We start from the raw sequence: 16,422 nt of genomic DNA, 5'->3' as shown, positions 1-16,422 counted from the left end.
AGCGCCGTCAGGAGCCAAAGTCTTTTGATGTAAGGGTTTGAGGCTTATTCAGCAAGCCCTATTTAGAGCTACCCTAACTTTCGATATCCACCCATGTGTCAGCACCACAAATCACCGCACAAATTGACATGGTGACAATATCAATTAATTGATGGCGTCTCGTCCGCTCAATTCTGGGATCTTCTAAGTCGGCAAAATGGTCGGCAATGGTGATTTTAGGCTTGAGTTTCATACAGGGTAAACTCTAATTATTTTTTTTTAGGTACTCAATAATTATTCTTCAATATACCATAAGCTGTTAACATTAAATTTAGATGCGTTCGCCCTGGGTGAATAAGCTGTTGCGGCATTTAAATTGTATGTCAAAAAACAATTAAACTTTTGTGGGGTGGCCGTCCCGCCCGCCTCGAATATGCAATTTAAATGCGCGACAGCTTAGTATCAGAAATCAGAAATGCGAGCGATCTGGTAATTGGGGAGAATTAATGGTTTGAAATTAGTTTAACATCGGAATTATATCTTTTTGCGAGCGAGGGTCTCGGTCGCACTCGCAAAGAGACACTCGCCCTGCACTGATGAAAATCATGATTCCGAGTGCAGTGGCGAAACAATATAATTACACAACAGCCGCTTTCATCGCGAAAATGCGATCGATCGCATCTTCAACAACCTTATCAGGCGTAGAAGCACCCGAAGTCACGCCGACTACAATTTTACCATCCGGTAACCAACCTTCAGTTACCACCAAATCTGCCCCCAAAGGCTTGTGTTCGATGCGATTTCCCGGTAAAATGCGCTCCGCACAATCAATGTGATAAGAAGGAAGAGTTTTGTCGATCGCAATTTCCTGCAAATGCGTAGTATTAGAAGAATTAAAACCCCCAATCACGAGCATCAAATCCAACTTTTCCTCAACCAAACTCAACATAGCATCTTGGCGTTCCTGAGTCGCATCGCAGATAGTATTAAAACTGAGAAAATGTTCGTTCAACTTCTCGGTTCCGAACTTCCGCATCATCGTTTTTTCAAACAACTTGCCAATCTTCTCAGTCTCAGTTTTGAGCATAGTAGTTTGGTTAGCAATCCCTACACTTTCTAAATCCACATCGGGGTCAAAACCAGCATAATAAGCCTTGCTAAATTTAGCAAGAAACTCATCGCGGTCGCCCCCGTGCAAGATATAATTGCTGACATATTCAGCCTCCTGCAAATTCAGCACTATCAAATACTTATCAGCAAAAGAACTCGTAGCAACAGTTTCCTCATGCTTGTACTGACCGTGAATAATCGAAGTGTAATCCCTCTTTTTGTGCTTCTCAACAGTATTCCAAACCTTAGAAACCCAAGGACAAGTAGTATCAACAATCTTACAGCCCTTATCATTAAGCAACTGCATTTCTTGGACGCTCGCCCCAAAAGCGGGTAAAATTACTACATCCCCGCTATCGACAACCGAAAAATCTTTCAGTCCCTTTTCAACAGAAATAAAACCAACTTCCATATCGCGCAAATGCTGATTTACAGAGGGATTATGAATAATCTCATTAGTAATCCAAATTCGTTCTGACGGGAAATGCTGGCGAGTCTCGTAAGCAATAGCTACAGCGCGTTCCACCCCCCAGCAAAAGCCAAAAGCCTCAGCCAGCCGGATCGTAACTGCGCCGCGTTCCAGTCTGTAATTATTGTCGCGAATTTGCTGGATCAGACTGCTTTGATAAGCTGTCTGCATCACCCCAGCTACCTCAGCTTCGTGTCCGAAACCCTTGCGGTGGTAGTTTTCAGACTGTTGGAGCGATCGTTTAAAAGCTTTAGTATCCATGCGGTATCGAGTTGAAATCTAGGTTAATTACCTTTGATTTTAGAATGCCTGGGGTGCGATCGCGATTATTGGCTCAGTAGCGAAGAGGGGATATGCTATTTATACGATCGACACAGGTCGAGGAAAGAAAGAATGAACCGCGAAGACGCCTTCGCGATTCGTTAAAAAAAAACTTAAAAAAAGCCCAGAGACCCAGATAGCTGAGTCTGTGCACGATCGAACTCCCACAGAAAATCAGCTTCAAATCTTCTTAGGCGCAAAAGGAGAACTCGATTCAAACGAACTGAAACCGCCGGCAAAATCCTCACCGTAAGCTTCTTCCCCGTGCAGGTCAATATCCAAACCTTTGTCTTCAGCAGATGACGGCACTCGCAGTTCCATAAACTGTTCCAAAATTTTCAGGATCACAAAAGTGCCGACAGCCGCAAACACGTAAGTAGCTAGAACGCCTACAAACTGGGTCACGATTAGCCCCGGATTCCCGGCAAATAGCCCGTCATTTCCGGCAGCGTTAACCGCTTTAGTCGCAAATAAGCCAGTCAGAATAGCGCCTACAGTTCCGCCGACGCCGTGAATCGGGAAGGTGTCCAAAGAGTCGTCAAATCCCAGCTTAGCCCGCCAACTAACGGCAAAGAAGCAGCAAACCGAAGTGATCGATCCGATCAAAAGCGCCCCCACTGGAAGCACAAATCCAGCCGCAGGTGTGATGCCCACCAATCCCGCTAGGAAACCGCTAGCAATTCCGACTGCTGTCGGTTTGCCTCTAAGCACCCATTCGACAATTGTCCAAGTTAAACCGCCGGCTGCTGTAGAAACCATTGTGGTGACAAAAGCCACTGTTGCTAAAGAACCAGATCCGAAAGCGCTACCACCGGTGAAGCCAAACCAGCCGAACCACAGCAGCCCAATTCCCAACAAGACGTAGGGTACGTTGTGGGGGGTGTGGGGTTTCTTCAAGTGGTCTTTGCGGGGCCCGATTACCCAAGCTGCGACAACCGCAGAAACACCGCAACTGATGTGCACGACTGTGCCGCCGGCAAAGTCTAAAACTCCGATCGCCCCCAGCCAGCCTCTACCCCAAACCCAGTGGGCTAAAGGAGAGTAGATGAAGGTAGACCACAGCAGCACGAACCAGAAATAGGTTTTAAATGTTACCCGTTCGACGATCGCCCCGGAAATCAAGGCTGGAGTGATGATGGCGAACATCATCTGGTACACCATGAAGACTTGGTGAGGTATTGTCGGTGCGTAGCCGATCGGATCTGGTGTGTCCGCCGTCACCTTGTTCAAGAACATCCAGTCGAAGCCGCCGATGAAGCTTTCGATCCCTTGGCCAAACCCTTGAGGATTTAGGTTGCTGGCGGTGACATCAAAGGCCAAACTGTAGCCCCACAGCGTCCAGGTGACGCCGATCAGTCCCATCATGACGAAGCTCATCATCATGGTGTTGAGGACGTTGCGCGATCGCACCAATCCCCCGTAGAAAAAGGCCAGTCCCGGTGTCATCAGCAATACCAGTGCTGAGGACACCAACATCCACGCCGTATCGCCGCTGTCGATCGGATTCGGCACCACTGCAGCAGCAGTACCAGCAGCATCTTGAGCTAAGGCATTGTCCGTTAGCGGTACGCTTAACAGCCACAGCGCCATGATGCCGATCATTAAACTTTTTTTGATCACGTTAGTTGTACCTTCTCATACTCAGCAATTTTCCGGGAAGACCCAGCCGATTTTAGATGCGAGGATTTTAGATGCAATAGTTATTTGGTTTTAAGTCCGTGTTTTAGCGGAACAAATCTTCAATAGATAATTCCCCAATCCTCAACCTCCCGACTTCGTATAGCCGGACTCATCTAAATTCGTCAACTATCAATCCAATGGTCTATGCCTTTTGGATTCCACCATTTGTACAAACAGTTATTCTGTATCACCTTATACTAAATAGCTAACTATCATATTTCTTAATGTATCAGTCGCTACTTGACATAGCCAGTGACAACAGAGTAATCGGAGAGGGGAGTCGAGGAGAGGGCGGGAGTTTTGAATTGGGGAGAGTGGGAGGAGGAGAGGGGGAGAGTTGGGGAGAATGTTACTTCATCCTTGATCTTTCTAACTAATGAGTCATGACTCATGACTCATGACTCATTTTTCAACTGCATCTGATCGAATAGTTGCAGGGCCGATCGCCAAACCAGATAACCTTGATCGTTAAGGTGCAAGCCATCTGTGCTGAGTTCGGTTGGTAAATTGCCGTCAGCATCCGCAAACAGCGGGTACAAATCCAGATACAAAACATTTTCAGAACTAGCAATTTCTTTCAGCCGTCGATTTATTGCCCTAATCCGACTGTTAGGGATTGCCAACAGGCGATCGCGATTTTCCCAAGTAGCTTGTTCCCCGCTGTGGGGCAAAATCGACTGCACAACCACTTGTGCTTTGGGGTGAGCCCACCGCAAATCGCGAATAATCTGCCGCTGGTTGTCCAAAATCCCTTCGTCGCTGATCCCCCGCAACAAATCGTTAATCCCAATCATCACAAACACCGTATCCGGCGCAGTTCGATCGAACAACTGCAACCGCTTCAGCAAACCCACGGAAGTCTCTCCCGAAATGCCTTGATTCAGCCAAATTCGATCGACTGGTAACAGCTTGGTCGGAAACCACATACTGAGAGAATCCCCAGCCAAAACACTCAGTCTTGAGGGTCGATTCGCCGCCGCCGCCTCAGCTTCGCGACCCAACTGCGTCACCCACTGCTGGTAAGTCCATTTATGTCGCGGTCCGGCAACAGGCACGTCTAGCACTGCGTTTGCAGAGGTAGCCAGTTGGTCAATTTGTTCCTGGGCGCCTTCTGCCGTCACCGCATCATTCGCCTGGAAGCTTTCTGTCAAGTTGTGTCCCTGCAGCAGTAGTTGAGCGACTGTAACTATCAGTACCCCGTTCGTCACCAAAGATAGCAAAGCCCAAACCGGAACACTTTTCGATCGGCTAACTTCCATCCCTAAGAGGGATTTATGAGTTCTACTTCTGCTACCTCCTCCAAACTTCTCCATAAACTCAAGCTATTTGCAGGCCTCACACCGAATAATTTGCACTGAATTGCTGCATCAAATTTTACCGCTCAATTAAAGCCTCAATTCTTGTAAGAATCAAGCACTGTGCTGTGTTGGGCAAGGGCGGCGATGCAGAACTTTGCTTTTTCGCACTACTTTACCACAAAAAATCTGCCTACCAAACTTTCTTGCACCGCAATCGGATTTGTCAAAGCTGCAGCCCTGCACAAAAATATATCTAAAAGTGATCGAACTTACTCAGTTCTGATGCTAAAATCCAAAAATGAAAAAATTAACTATAACTGAAGCAGCCAAAATTAAAGGTGTGAGCGCTTCCACCTTACGCAGGTGGGAAGCCGAAGGCAAGCTAATACCGGAACGCACGGCTAACGGTCACAGACGGTATGACCTAGCTCATCTTCTCGGCTTAAAACCCAACGGCGCTTTAACCATAGCTTACGCTCGGGTTAGCAGCCACGACCAAAAAGATGATTTAGACAGACAAAAACAAGTTTTGGAATTGTTTTGTGCATCTCACGGCTGGCAATTCCAAATCATTGATGATGTGGGTTCTGGGGTTAATTACAGTAAGGGGGGTTTACAACATCTAATTCGGGCGATCGCAGACAATCAAGTAGAAAGGTTGGTATTAACTCACAAAGACAGACTGCTGAGATTTGGTTCGGAACTAATTTTTAATTTGTGCGAACACTTTGGGACAGAGGTAGTGATTATAAATCAAACCGAAAATACTAGCTGTGACGAGGATTTAGCTAAAGATATACGAGAAATAATCACTGTTGTCTCCGCCCGCCTTGATGGCAGCAGGAATCCCAAAAACAAGCGCGTCCTTGAAGAACTTAAAGCAATTGCCGATCAACTCTAATCAATACACCAGCTTGCCAAGTTCGTTAGTTACAGATTCTCAATTACCAATTACCAATTATCGGCGCACATCTCATGCAATCGAAAACTAAAAATAAAATTATGCCCGCGTTCGCATCGAAGATTGAAACGCGAGCACAACGATAGACAGCCATAAGTTAGTGGCTATTTCAGAGTGTGGTTTCTCTGAATAAAGGCGTGAATTAGCTGATAAATAGCTAATCTAGGACAGGAAAGCTGAATTGGTCGATCAAGCGCACGCTCTACAGTTTGGTACTCTTGCCTCCAGAACCCCCACCATAACCGCCGTAGCTGGTCTCACTTCTGTTGTCCAAGCTCGTTTCCTTCACAAACCCCGTGTAAGCTTCCATCCCATGTTCGCCGATATCCAAACCTTCAGCCTCCTCTAAAGCAGAAACGCGGATACCCAGCAAAGCTTTGAGTGCCAGCCAAAAAATCGTACTCAGCAGCACGGTCATCCCGCCTACAGAAATAATGCCGACCAACTGCGCCCAGAGTTGACCGAAACCTCCGCCCACAAGCAATCCGGCTGCGGGGCCTGCGGTATAAAGTCCAGTTGTAGGCCCGTCAGCAAACAAGCCCACTGCCAGAGTTCCCCAGATGCCACAGACTAAGTGAACTGAAGTTGCGCCTACAGGGTCATCAATTTTCAAGTTGTCGAAGAAAGTTACGGCGAAAACTACCAGGATACCGGCGATCGTGCCGATAATGGCAGAGTTGGGTATGTTGATCCAAGCACAGCTAGCTGTTACCCCGACTAAGCCTGCGAGGATGCCGTTGATAATCATCGAAAGGTCGGGTTTGCCAAGGTAGAGCCAAGCTGTAATCGTTGCAGCAACTCCCCCGAAGGCACCGGCAGTGTTGGTGGTGATGGCAATGTGGGCGATCGCATTTGGATCGACTGCCATTGTCGAACCGGGATTGAACCCGAACCAACCCAACCACAAAATCAAACAGCCCAGGGTAGCAATGCTCATGTTGTGTCCCGGCATCGCCACAGTATCGCCGTCGCGGTACTTACCAAGCCGCGGCCCCAAAAATGCCGCTCCCATCAAAGCAGCCCAACCGCCTACCGAGTGAACCACTGTCGAACCGGCAAAATCCCAGAATCCGGCTGTTGCCAGCCAGCCGCCGCCCCAAATCCAGTGTCCGGTAATCGGGTAAGCAATGCCTACTAACAGCAAGCAGAAAATTAAGAATTCAAGGAATTTAATACGCTCTGCAACGGCCCCAGAAACGATTGTGGCAGCAGTTCCGGCAAAAACTAATTGGAAAAAGAATTTAGCGTTGAGGGGTATTCCCGTCCAGTTTAATGCGTTGAAGATGCCTTGATAAGCATCTCCTGTGGCGGGGCTGTTGTCAGCTACATTCCACAGAAAAAATCCGCCGCTGCTGCCGATAAAACCGTTGCCGTTGCTGAACATTAACGCAAAACCGATCGCCCAAAATGCGATCGTAGAAAGCGCAAAAACAATCAAGTTTTTGGACAACACGTTGACTGCATTTTTTTGGCGGCAAAACCCGGTTTCCAACATACCAAAACCGGCGTTCATAAAGAACACTAGCATCCCCGCCACCATGACCCACATCGTATCCAGCCCCACCTTAAGGCTGGCTAATTGTTCCTCGGTGGTTGGCGCGGGAGCTGTTTGGGCTACCGCCGCATATCCCCACACCAAGAAGATGATTGCAGCTAAAGGTATGCAGGCTTGCCAACTTGGAGTGAGGCGGGCGATCGCCCGTGGTAACTTCTTCAACCTGTTGACTTTCGTAAAAAATTTAGCTGCTGGCAAATTTAAAGCCTCCCGCCTGACTTGTTTCGACTTTTTCTTTCCGACAGTCATTTTAATCACTTTTACCCTCTTTACGGCTAGTAAGCTCAGCAATATTCGGAAAACTTTCCAATCTTACTACAAAAGTTTATGGATTATTTGTTGAGATTGAGATAGTTATGATAGCCTAGCTCTTCTAGTTGATTTTGTTTTTTCAGTACAGATTCGGACAAAGTTTTGCGGTAATGCAAAACTCGCTCTAGCAATTCTGGCTGATGAGCTGCCAGTATCTGAACTGCAAGCAAGCCAGCATTCTTAGCGTTGCCGATCCCCACTGTTGCTACGGGTATCCCGGCTGGCATTTGGACGATCGAGTACAGGGAATCTACCCCTTGCAGGTGGCGGCTCGGTACGGGCACGCCAATCACTGGCAAGGGGGTTAAAGATGCTACCATACCTGGGAGGTGCGCCGCTCCCCCGGCACCTGCGATAATCACTTTCAAGCCTCGTTGGTGCGCGGTTTGGGCGTATTCCACCATGCGATCAGGCGTGCGGTGCGCCGAGACGATCGCCACGGAGCAAGCAACACTGAATTCTTCGCAAACTGCGATCGCATCTTTCATGGTTGGCAAGTCCGAATCGCTACCCATAATAATTCCAACTGTCGCTTGATTCATACAATTTTCAGATTTCAGATTTCAGATAAATGCTAATTTTAAATGATTGCGTTAACTCAAATTTAGATATTTTGTACCAAAACTGACCCTTAAAAGCAATTTTGCCACCAGCCCCCGTCTGAGCAGCCCTGCAGCCAGCAAAAAGCTCCCCCTCCTCACCAGCCACCGGATTTATCCCTAGCGAATATTAAATCTAAAATCTAAAATCTAAAATCTAAAATCGGATGACTGAAGCCACAACCCCAACTGCCACCCCCACAGATATTCTCAATGCTCGCCTCCCCGGTTGCAAGGATTTGCAGATGCTTGCTGTTGACGAAACGGGAATCATTCAAGAAGTTTTGCCGATGGACGCCGTATTTAAACGGATTTGTCCTCCCCATTTGCACGTGGTTGATGTAGCAGGCGATTGGCTTTCTCTGGGCGGTGTTGACTTGCAGATTAACGGCGCCCTCGGTTTTGCTTTTCCCGATTTAGAAAGCAAGCACATTGAAATTTTGCCGAAAATTTGTCAATTTTTGTGGAATCAGGGAGTCGATGCTTTTTTGCCGACTTTGGTGACAACTTCGGTGGATAAGTTTAGGCGATCGCTCTCGACTATAGCTGATTATATCCGCACTGTACAAACCGCTGCTCCCGGAACAATTAAACCCAAAACAGCGGAAATTCTCGGCGTTCACCTCGAAGGCCCTTTTCTCAACCCCCAGAAGCGAGGAGCTCACCCAGTTGAGTTTTTGTTACCGCTAACTATAGAAAATGTCAAGCAAGTTTTAGGAGATTGTGCCGATATTGTCAAAATAATTACTTTAGCGCCGGAGTTAGACAGCACAGGCGAAGTCATTTCCTATTTGCAAAGTTTGGGAATTTCCGTCAGTCTTGGACACTCCCAAGCGACGGCAGAGCAAGCTCAACAAGCATTTGAGCGGGGAGCTTCAATGGTAACTCACGCTTTTAATGCGATGCCGAGTTTGCACCACAGAGAACCGGGTTTGTTGGGAGCGGCGATTGTTTATCCGGGCGTAAAATGCGGTTTAATTGCTGACGGGAAGCACGTTTCTCCGACAATGATTGATTTTTTGCTACGCGCTGGTAGGTATCAAAAAGGCGTTTTTTTAGTGAGCGATGCTTTGGCTCCTTTGGGTTTGCCTGACGGTGTTTATCCTTGGGATTCCCGACAAATTGAAGTCAGAAAAGGTACAGCTTGGGTAAGATTAGATTACCACTCGGCCCTGGAATCTGCTACTTTGGCGGGTACAACTCTGCCGCTGTTGGCGGGAGTGCAGAATTTGGTGAAGTGGGGGATCTGCGACGCCGATAGTGCGATCGCCCTGGCAACTGAATCTCCGAGAAGGGCGATCGGAATTTCGGGAATTATTGGCAAATCGGCCACTCAATTGTTGCGCTGGAATTCAAATGCGGCGACAAAGGAATTGACTTGGCATCGACTCTTTTAGCCTGTTATACCATTTTAGATTAAAGAATTGAAAAAGTGGGTATCGGCGAACTGGTATTACCCGATTGATTTGAGATTTTAGATGTGCCCTTTTTATCGAAAATCTCAAATCGCCAATCTAAAATCTGTTGTTGCAAGTTGCACATTTTCCGAACCGGATTGCTATATAATATCTAACCGTTGGCAATAACTCAGCAGCAGGCAGATCGATGAATTTGGTAGACGACAAGACTATAGTTAGACAGTATTTTAACTCGACGGGATTCGATCGCTGGCAGCGAATTTACGGCGACGGCCAAGTCAATAAAGTTCAGCTAGACATCCGCACCGGCCACCAGAAAACGGTGGATACAGTCCTCGAATGGCTGCAAGCTGACGGCAATTTGCCCGGGCTTTGTGTCTGCGATGCCGGTTGCGGTGTGGGATCTCTGAGCATTCCTCTGGCTGACGCTGGGGCAATTGTTTGCGCTAGCGATATCTCTGAAAAGATGGTAGCAGAAGCTTACGATCGATCGACAGCAGTTCCCGGCAAGCTCTACAACATCTCCTTCGCAGCCCAAGATTTGGAAGCTTTAACCGGCAAATTCCACACAGTGATTTGTTTGGACGTGCTAATCCACTATCCTCAAAATAAGGCTGCAGAAATGATCGCTCACCTAAGTTCGATCGCCGAATCGCGACTAATTCTTAGTTTTGCCCCCAAAACCTTAGCACTTACCGCCCTCAAAAAATTTGGTGAGCTTTTCCCAGGGCCCAGCAAAACTACCCGGGCTTACCAGCACCGCGAAGCTGATATTATCAAAATCCTAGAAACCAACGGCTTTGTTATTAACAGAACAGCCATGAATAGCACTAGCTTTTACTATTCTAGGTTGCTGGAAGCAGTTCGCAAATAGGGTAAAAATATCCGTTAAAAAGCGACTTTCTTATAAACGTAGGGTGCGCGCCACGCACCTTTCCTTCGCCGATTTAAAGTAATAGACTTGCATTGCATTTCGCAGCTTTCATCAGAATGAAATTATCTGCGTGTATCTGCGTTGCATCTGCCTTATATCTGCGGTTGACCGGCTCGCATCAAATTACCAATTAAACAAATATGTCAACGCTAATCCTAACGCGCATTTTCATAGCAACAGCAGCCGTATTCGGAGGTTTATCCGTTGCAGGCGGTGCTTTCGCCTCCCACGCTTTGAAAAATCAATTGAGCGATCGAGCTTTAACCATTTTTGAGACCGGCGCCCGATATCAAATGTACCATGCCCTGGCTTTATTACTCGTCGCTTTACTCTTGAACCGCGCCCAAGAGTCTCAAACCTTTTTTGCAGTGGCTGGATGGGCTTTTATTGCCGGCACAATCATCTTTTCAGGCAGTTTGTACGCCCTGAGTTTGAGCGACATCAAATGGCTGGGTGCAATTACGCCACTGGGGGGAGTTGCTTTTATTGTTGGTTGGGGATGTTTGGCAGTCGCAGCTTTTAGTTTTAAATAGGCAAATGGTCAATTTTGAAGCAATTACCAATTAGCCATTACCTAATTATCAAACACATCCCTGGAAAACATCTCTGTCAAAGTACGCAAGTAAGGTACAAATACCGTTAAATCTTCAGCAGGAAGCCACTCACATATTTCCCAAAATAAAATCAGCAGCATATCCTGCACTAACTCCCAACTTACATGAAGTTTCGGGTACAACATCACGCAAATTGGAAACAATTCTTGCTGTACCGGGTGAATGCTACCTTCCAAAACGCACCAGCACAAATAGCTTTGAAAAATCTCGACATCCCGGATACCAGAATTTTTTACCTCGCGATCGCTCAAATACCCGCTGCTGCTGCGGTATCCTTGATGCTGGGAACTAGCTCGATCGTACACTGCACTAGCAATCTGAGTCGTGTGCTGCAATAAATGCTGAACGGCTAATAGAGCTCTAGAATTCGGGGGCTGATTCGCCGCAGCCTCGTTAATCTCTCCGTAGGGAATGTGCAGGTAGTCGTCTACAACTTTTAAGTAGGGCGCAAATTCCGATCGCTCTGACTCCGAAAGACATCCTAACAAGATTTTGCTAGTGTATTGAAACTCCATTGTCACAAATCCCAGCACTAACGAATCTGTCTCTGAGTATTTTCGCCTCACTTTGATAATATCTTTTCCCACCAGCACTGACAAGCGGAAAACAGGTTCTCTATCCGCATAAGCGTCTATTGCTTTCCGATATAAGGTGCGAGTGTCGGCGGAAATTTCTAAAGGATTAATTAAGCTCTTATCGATCGCGTGGCGCTCTATTTGTTTCCCTAAAAGAGCTTCTACTCTACTCCAAGCTATCTCGCTGGCTAATTTCAGGGTATCTGTCAATTTGTCAACTATTGGAGCTCTATTTCCCTCAAAATTAGTTAAATCGAGCCTTGGGAGAATTTGGCGTGGCGCTTGGTTCTCTCGTGTCGCAACTGTACTGTAATATTTTTTTGCCCAGCTAACTGCGAAGGAAGAAACGCTGACACCTTTAGCTTTTGGGAGTTTGTCAGTGTCCGATCCGGTAATACCTTGGGACGCCTGACTTGCGCCCTGTTGAAGTTGGTCTGCTGCTGGTAAAAATTTTGAAGATATTTGTGAAATACCCGTCATGATAAACCTCGTTTTTTTATTAAGTCGCACCCGGTCGATTCTCCTAATTTTTAACGTTGTTAACTACAATTTTCTGCATTTGTACGCTGACAGTCATCAGCCATTACGCTTAAAGCTATAAGCCATTTGGCTAGACTGCCTGCATCTTTTATAAGCTGCACGTTAATAACGCTATTTATTGTGCGAAGGATCACCCTCACCCTGTGATCGTGATCCTAAGTTATTTTTTTGACCTATAAAGAGGGCTATAAATAAATTTACTTTGTCTTAAAAGCTGAGAATTAAAGTCGAGTATGCCTCAAAAAAACTGCTTGAAATACTTTATCTTTGTTTTGGAGTGCTTCGATCGATCACCCTAACTTCTTAAAGAAGCTAGCTTACAGCGCGATCGAGCAGTGACTGTGGTTAATTTATTTACCTACCTGAATTAGAAATGTATTTTGAGGCTGGCGATTGTTAGGAAACCGTAACAAATTCAACAATCGGGTTTTATAAATAAAGAATAAAATTTGAGATAAGAATCAGATTTATGTGCATTTCGTTAATGCCATTGCCAGCGCGGTTTTTTGCGCTCAGTTTTTTAGCTTCCCCGTGAAGCGAAGCTAGCCCGTAGGGAATCGCCCGCAATAGATCGTCGTCCATTCGATCGGCAAACTACCCTTCAAAGCCGGAATTGGCGAGTGACTCGCCTGATCTCTCCCACATTTTGCCAAGTCTGAGTTTTTCGAGTCCTCTGCCGGAGGCCGAAGCCTGTCTCTACAACGATAGGATTAGGTTGATGCGGGCCCCACGGGCGATCGATCCTCACAAACAGCACGGCCAGTACGTCTTTAAGGCTATGGCTTCGGGTAGGATTAGTAGGACGAAAGGAAGTGAATAAAATGAGCGCCAGCAGCAATTCAACAGAAATCAAGTTCGGAACCGATGGGTGGCGGGGACTGATTGCCCATGACTTTACTTTTGCCAACGTGCGAAAAGTCACCCGGGCGATCGCCAGTTACCTAGAAACCGCTTACACCAAAGACCGCCCAGTGCTAGTATCCTACGATACCCGCTTTCTGGCAGACGAGTTCGCCCGCACCTCTGCCGAAGTCTTGGCAGATTTGGGATGGACTGTGCTTGTGGTCGATCGAGATTGCCCCACACCAGTCATCGCTTACAGCGCCAAGCATCTCAACTCCGCAGGAGCCCTGATGTTCACCGCTTCCCACAATCCCGCACCTTACTGCGGCATCAAATACATCCCCGACTACGCCGGCCCGGCTACCCCGGAAATTACCGATACAATTGTGGCAAATATTGCTGGTGCTTCTGATGCCCCGGCGAAAGGCAGTCACAACGATAAAATCTCCACTTTTGACCCGAAACCCGAATATCTGAAGTTTCTTTATACTTTGATCGATGTGGAGCGGATTCGCTCTGCTAAGTTGAAGGTCAAGTACGACGCTCTCTATTCGACTTCTCGCGGTTATCTCGACGACGTTTTGGAACACTGTGGTTGCGATGTCGAAAGTTTTCACACCTACCGCGACGTGCTGTTTGGTGGCGGAATGCCCGAACCCAAGGGCGAACAATTAGTCGAGTTGGTGGAAGCTGTTAAGAAGGATTCGGCTGATTTGGGTTTAGCTACCGATGGCGATGCCGATCGCTTTGGTATTGTTGACGAGTTGGGAAATGTCTTGACTCCAAATACTGTACTGTTGCTGCTGGCGCGTCACTTGGTTAAGAATAAAGGATTGACTGGGGCGATCGTCCGTACAGTCGCAACTACGCACTTGCTCGACAATATGGCCGCCAAGTACGGTTTAACAATCTACGAAACGGCAGTCGGTTTTAAATACATCGGCGAAAAAATGCGGGAAACTGCCGTGCTCATCGGTGGCGAAGAATCTGGCGGTTTGAGCGTTTTGGGTCACATTCCCGAAAAAGACGGGATTTTGGCTGATATGCTAGTTGCTGAGGCGATCGCCTATGAAGGCAAACCGCTTTCTCAGCTAGTCGAAGAAGCCATTAAAGAAGCCGACGGCCCCCTGTACAACAAACGCTTGGACTTGCACCTAGAAGAAGCCCACAAAGCAGCCGTTTTGGACTCTTTTACCAAGAATCCCCCCACAGAAGTAGCAGGTATTGGCGTTAAGGAAATCGGCCGCAAAGACGGAATTAAACTTTATCTTGAAGATGGCGGCTGGGTATTGCTGCGGCCTTCGGGAACCGAACCCCTGATGCGCGTTTACATGGAAACAAATTCTGTGGAAAAAGAAGCCAAAGTTGCCCAATACATGGAAAAGGTAATTTCTCAGTTAGAACCTGTTTAAATTTCAACCTATTCCAACGCGGGGTTTTTCTCTACCGCTTGAGATTGTGAGGTGCCCGCAGAGCACCTCACATCTTTTTGATAACTCTTGTAGAGCCTCTGAACATTCATCAACGATAATGCTCAGCTAGTTATATATTGGCAATACACGTGGATTTGTTAAAGTTTGGGATTGGTAAATTTATTTATTTTAAACTTTTAATAATTAAAAAATTTCCTAATTTTTTTCCGCATCTACTTGACTTTTTCCCTAGTCTTATTGTATATTATTAAATAATGGGATATTTGCACAAATAAAACTTTAACACATATTTAGATTGTAAAACAATTATATTAGTTAAATAAGTAGCCTGTCAACCCTTTTATGAAAACAATTCCTCTGCTCGCCATTAGTTTTTTAGTAGCAATTTTAGCAAGCGCGATCGGCATTATCTCAGTGCAGAACGCCGCCCCAGTATCCTTAAATTTTATCTTTTTTAAATCGATACAAATGCCCGTAGGAGTAGTATTGGCAATGAGCATTAGTGCAGGACTGATCGGCGGTGCGCTGCTGCAACCGCTGTGGAACCTTTCAGAGTCGCAAAACTCGCGTCCTAAATTTCCGGCAAATCCAGAAGACTCCAACACCGCAGAATATTAAGTTAATTGCTGAATTCTTAGATGGAATACACCTGGCCGTCAATCAGCAGCCGAGTAATTCCTTTGGCTAGCAAGTAAGGCGCAGCTTTTTGCAGCAGCCTACCGTCAGGAATCTTGAAAACTCTTTGATTGCGAGTAGCAAATCGGCGGGCAACTCGGTGATTGTCAAACACTGCCAGGGTTTTCTCGCGAATTTCCGCCGCCGGAATTTGACCTAGTTCGCCAAAAGCTTTTAGAGGTCTAGTGATTAACTCTGCTGCCCGATCGACAACTAAATAACAAATTTTGGGCAGAGACGCTTCGCTTAAAGGCAAAACTTGAATCAGCCCTGTAGCCCCAAGCTCGTTAGCGAAGCCCTCGAAGAGGATCGACTCGCCCGACGATATTGAACCCAGCAGACTGCCTTCAAACAGAGAGTCTTCATCCTCTAAATCTTCGTCGAAGTCGTCATCTAAATCGTCTTCATCCTCGTCCTCATCTTCCTCGAAATCGCTAAAATCTTCACCTGCCAGCAGTCCTTCTTCTGGCAGAATTGCCTGTAGTTCCCCAGTCACAGCGCGATCATTGCGATCGGCAAGATTTGCTACTTCGGTATCTGGCAAATCAGAAACATCCAAATCCGACTGTAAAGTTCCTAGAATTTCAACTTCTGCAACTGCTTGGGCGGTTGATAAAGAACGCTTTCGGATCGCCGGCCGCGAATTTGCGACTGACGGCTGGACTGGGACTGACTCAGACGGGCCACCTACAGGATCGGTTTCGCGATCGAGCTTTGACGACTCAGCAGTCGCCTCTGTCGGTTCAGAAACACTGCTGCGATCGGACAAACGCTTTTGTTTTTGCTGGACTAGAAATTCGTATTCCGGCTCCGACAAAGCCCCCTGAAGGATGCGCCTCACAGTCGAACTGCTCACTCCGTAGCGCTTTGCCAGAGTGATAGTATTCTCGTTTGACTGTCGGTACAGCCTGATGAGTTCGCGTTTGTCTGAATCGGAGAGTTTTGTAGGCGTCATGCCAAGTTTCCCAGCAAAAAGACGTGAAAAGACGCAGGCTAGCAGTCAGCGAACTGTGATTTTTCATTTTCAATTTCAAGCTCACAGATGCCGACAAGGGCAAAAAAGCTTTCGCATCCCCATCGTTTGCCAAAGCAACCCCAATATCAAA

At 46.8% G+C, this 16,422-nt stretch carries 14 protein-coding genes and 1 pseudogene; 6 read left to right on the top strand and 9 right to left on the bottom strand.

What is annotated here, in order from left to right:
• Positions 1-76: 76 nt before the first annotated feature.
• The 4 genes and pseudogenes from QUA58_RS03590 to QUA58_RS03575 form a co-directional block, all read right to left on the bottom strand.
• Positions 77-232: pseudogene (locus QUA58_RS03590) on the bottom strand (transposase family protein); the annotation flags it as partial.
• A gap of 384 nt (positions 233-616) precedes the next feature.
• Positions 617-1,819 carry a 4-hydroxy-3-methylbut-2-enyl diphosphate reductase gene (locus tag QUA58_RS03585; protein ID WP_333255989.1) on the bottom strand — a complete coding sequence of 401 codons (1,203 nt, stop codon included), beginning with the start codon at positions 1,817-1,819 and terminating at the stop codon, positions 617-619.
• Positions 1,820-2,059: 240 nt separating this feature from the next.
• Entirely contained in the window at positions 2,060-3,499 is a 1,440-nt protein-coding gene (locus tag QUA58_RS03580) for an ammonium transporter (RefSeq protein WP_333393060.1), read from the bottom strand.
• A 455-nt stretch (positions 3,500-3,954) separates the two neighbouring features.
• Positions 3,955-4,872 carry an SGNH/GDSL hydrolase family protein gene (locus QUA58_RS03575; protein ID WP_333255986.1) on the bottom strand — a complete coding sequence of 306 codons (918 nt, stop codon included), beginning with the start codon at positions 4,870-4,872 and terminating at the stop codon, positions 3,955-3,957.
• 283 nt (positions 4,873-5,155) lie between these two features.
• Here QUA58_RS03575 and QUA58_RS03570 point away from each other — a divergent pair, with 283 nt between their 5' ends.
• Positions 5,156-5,758 (top strand): IS607 family transposase, encoded by a 603-nt coding sequence (locus QUA58_RS03570; RefSeq protein ID WP_333255984.1) that lies wholly within the window; start codon positions 5,156-5,158, stop codon positions 5,756-5,758.
• 262 nt (positions 5,759-6,020) lie between these two features.
• Here QUA58_RS03570 and QUA58_RS03565 read toward each other — a convergent pair whose 3' ends face one another.
• Together QUA58_RS03565 and purE are read right to left on the bottom strand one after the other, a co-directional pair.
• Positions 6,021-7,622 carry an ammonium transporter gene (locus tag QUA58_RS03565; protein WP_333393059.1) on the bottom strand — a complete coding sequence of 534 codons (1,602 nt, stop codon included), beginning with the start codon at positions 7,620-7,622 and terminating at the stop codon, positions 6,021-6,023.
• 83 nt (positions 7,623-7,705) lie between these two features.
• Positions 7,706-8,227 carry a 5-(carboxyamino)imidazole ribonucleotide mutase gene (purE, locus tag QUA58_RS03560; protein ID WP_333255982.1) on the bottom strand — a complete coding sequence of 174 codons (522 nt, stop codon included), beginning with the start codon at positions 8,225-8,227 and terminating at the stop codon, positions 7,706-7,708.
• 224 nt (positions 8,228-8,451) lie between these two features.
• Between purE and nagA the strand changes: the two genes are divergently transcribed.
• The 3 genes from nagA to QUA58_RS03545 all read left to right on the top strand — a co-directional run bounded on the left by nagA (position 8,452) and on the right by QUA58_RS03545 (position 11,169).
• Positions 8,452-9,681, top strand: a complete 1,230-nt coding sequence (nagA, locus tag QUA58_RS03555; protein WP_333393057.1) for an N-acetylglucosamine-6-phosphate deacetylase — start codon at positions 8,452-8,454, stop codon at positions 9,679-9,681.
• Between the two features lie 208 nt (positions 9,682-9,889).
• Entirely contained in the window at positions 9,890-10,576 is a 687-nt protein-coding gene (bchM, locus tag QUA58_RS03550) for a magnesium protoporphyrin IX methyltransferase (protein ID WP_333255979.1), read from the top strand.
• 200 nt (positions 10,577-10,776) lie between these two features.
• Positions 10,777-11,169: a DUF423 domain-containing protein gene (locus QUA58_RS03545; RefSeq protein ID WP_333393056.1), complete on the top strand. Its 393-nt coding sequence runs from the start codon at positions 10,777-10,779 to the stop codon at positions 11,167-11,169.
• A 41-nt stretch (positions 11,170-11,210) separates the two neighbouring features.
• On the opposite strand, the gene QUA58_RS03540 is transcribed toward QUA58_RS03545, so the two are convergent.
• Positions 11,211-12,305, bottom strand: a complete 1,095-nt coding sequence (locus QUA58_RS03540; RefSeq protein WP_333393055.1) for a hypothetical protein — start codon at positions 12,303-12,305, stop codon at positions 11,211-11,213.
• 489 nt (positions 12,306-12,794) lie between these two features.
• Positions 12,795-12,947 carry a hypothetical protein gene (locus tag QUA58_RS03535; RefSeq protein WP_333393053.1) on the bottom strand — a complete coding sequence of 51 codons (153 nt, stop codon included), beginning with the start codon at positions 12,945-12,947 and terminating at the stop codon, positions 12,795-12,797.
• Between the two features lie 239 nt (positions 12,948-13,186).
• Here QUA58_RS03535 and QUA58_RS03530 point away from each other — a divergent pair, with 239 nt between their 5' ends.
• Positions 13,187-14,620, top strand: coding sequence for a phosphoglucomutase/phosphomannomutase family protein (locus QUA58_RS03530; protein WP_333255971.1), 1,434 nt, complete (start codon positions 13,187-13,189; stop codon positions 14,618-14,620).
• A 363-nt stretch (positions 14,621-14,983) separates the two neighbouring features.
• Positions 14,984-15,259 (top strand): LapA family protein, encoded by a 276-nt coding sequence (locus QUA58_RS03525; RefSeq protein ID WP_333393052.1) that lies wholly within the window; start codon positions 14,984-14,986, stop codon positions 15,257-15,259.
• 16 nt (positions 15,260-15,275) lie between these two features.
• On the opposite strand, the gene QUA58_RS03520 is transcribed toward QUA58_RS03525, so the two are convergent.
• Positions 15,276-16,271 (bottom strand): hypothetical protein, encoded by a 996-nt coding sequence (locus QUA58_RS03520; RefSeq protein ID WP_333393051.1) that lies wholly within the window; start codon positions 16,269-16,271, stop codon positions 15,276-15,278.
• Between the last annotated feature and the right edge of the window lie 151 nt (positions 16,272-16,422).

It is taken from the genome of Microcoleus sp. N9_A1, from assembly GCF_036701795.1.
In the GTDB taxonomy this organism is placed as follows: Bacteria; Cyanobacteriota; Cyanobacteriia; order Cyanobacteriales; family Microcoleaceae; genus Microcoleus.
This window is presented reverse-complemented; position numbering and strand designations above follow the sequence as displayed.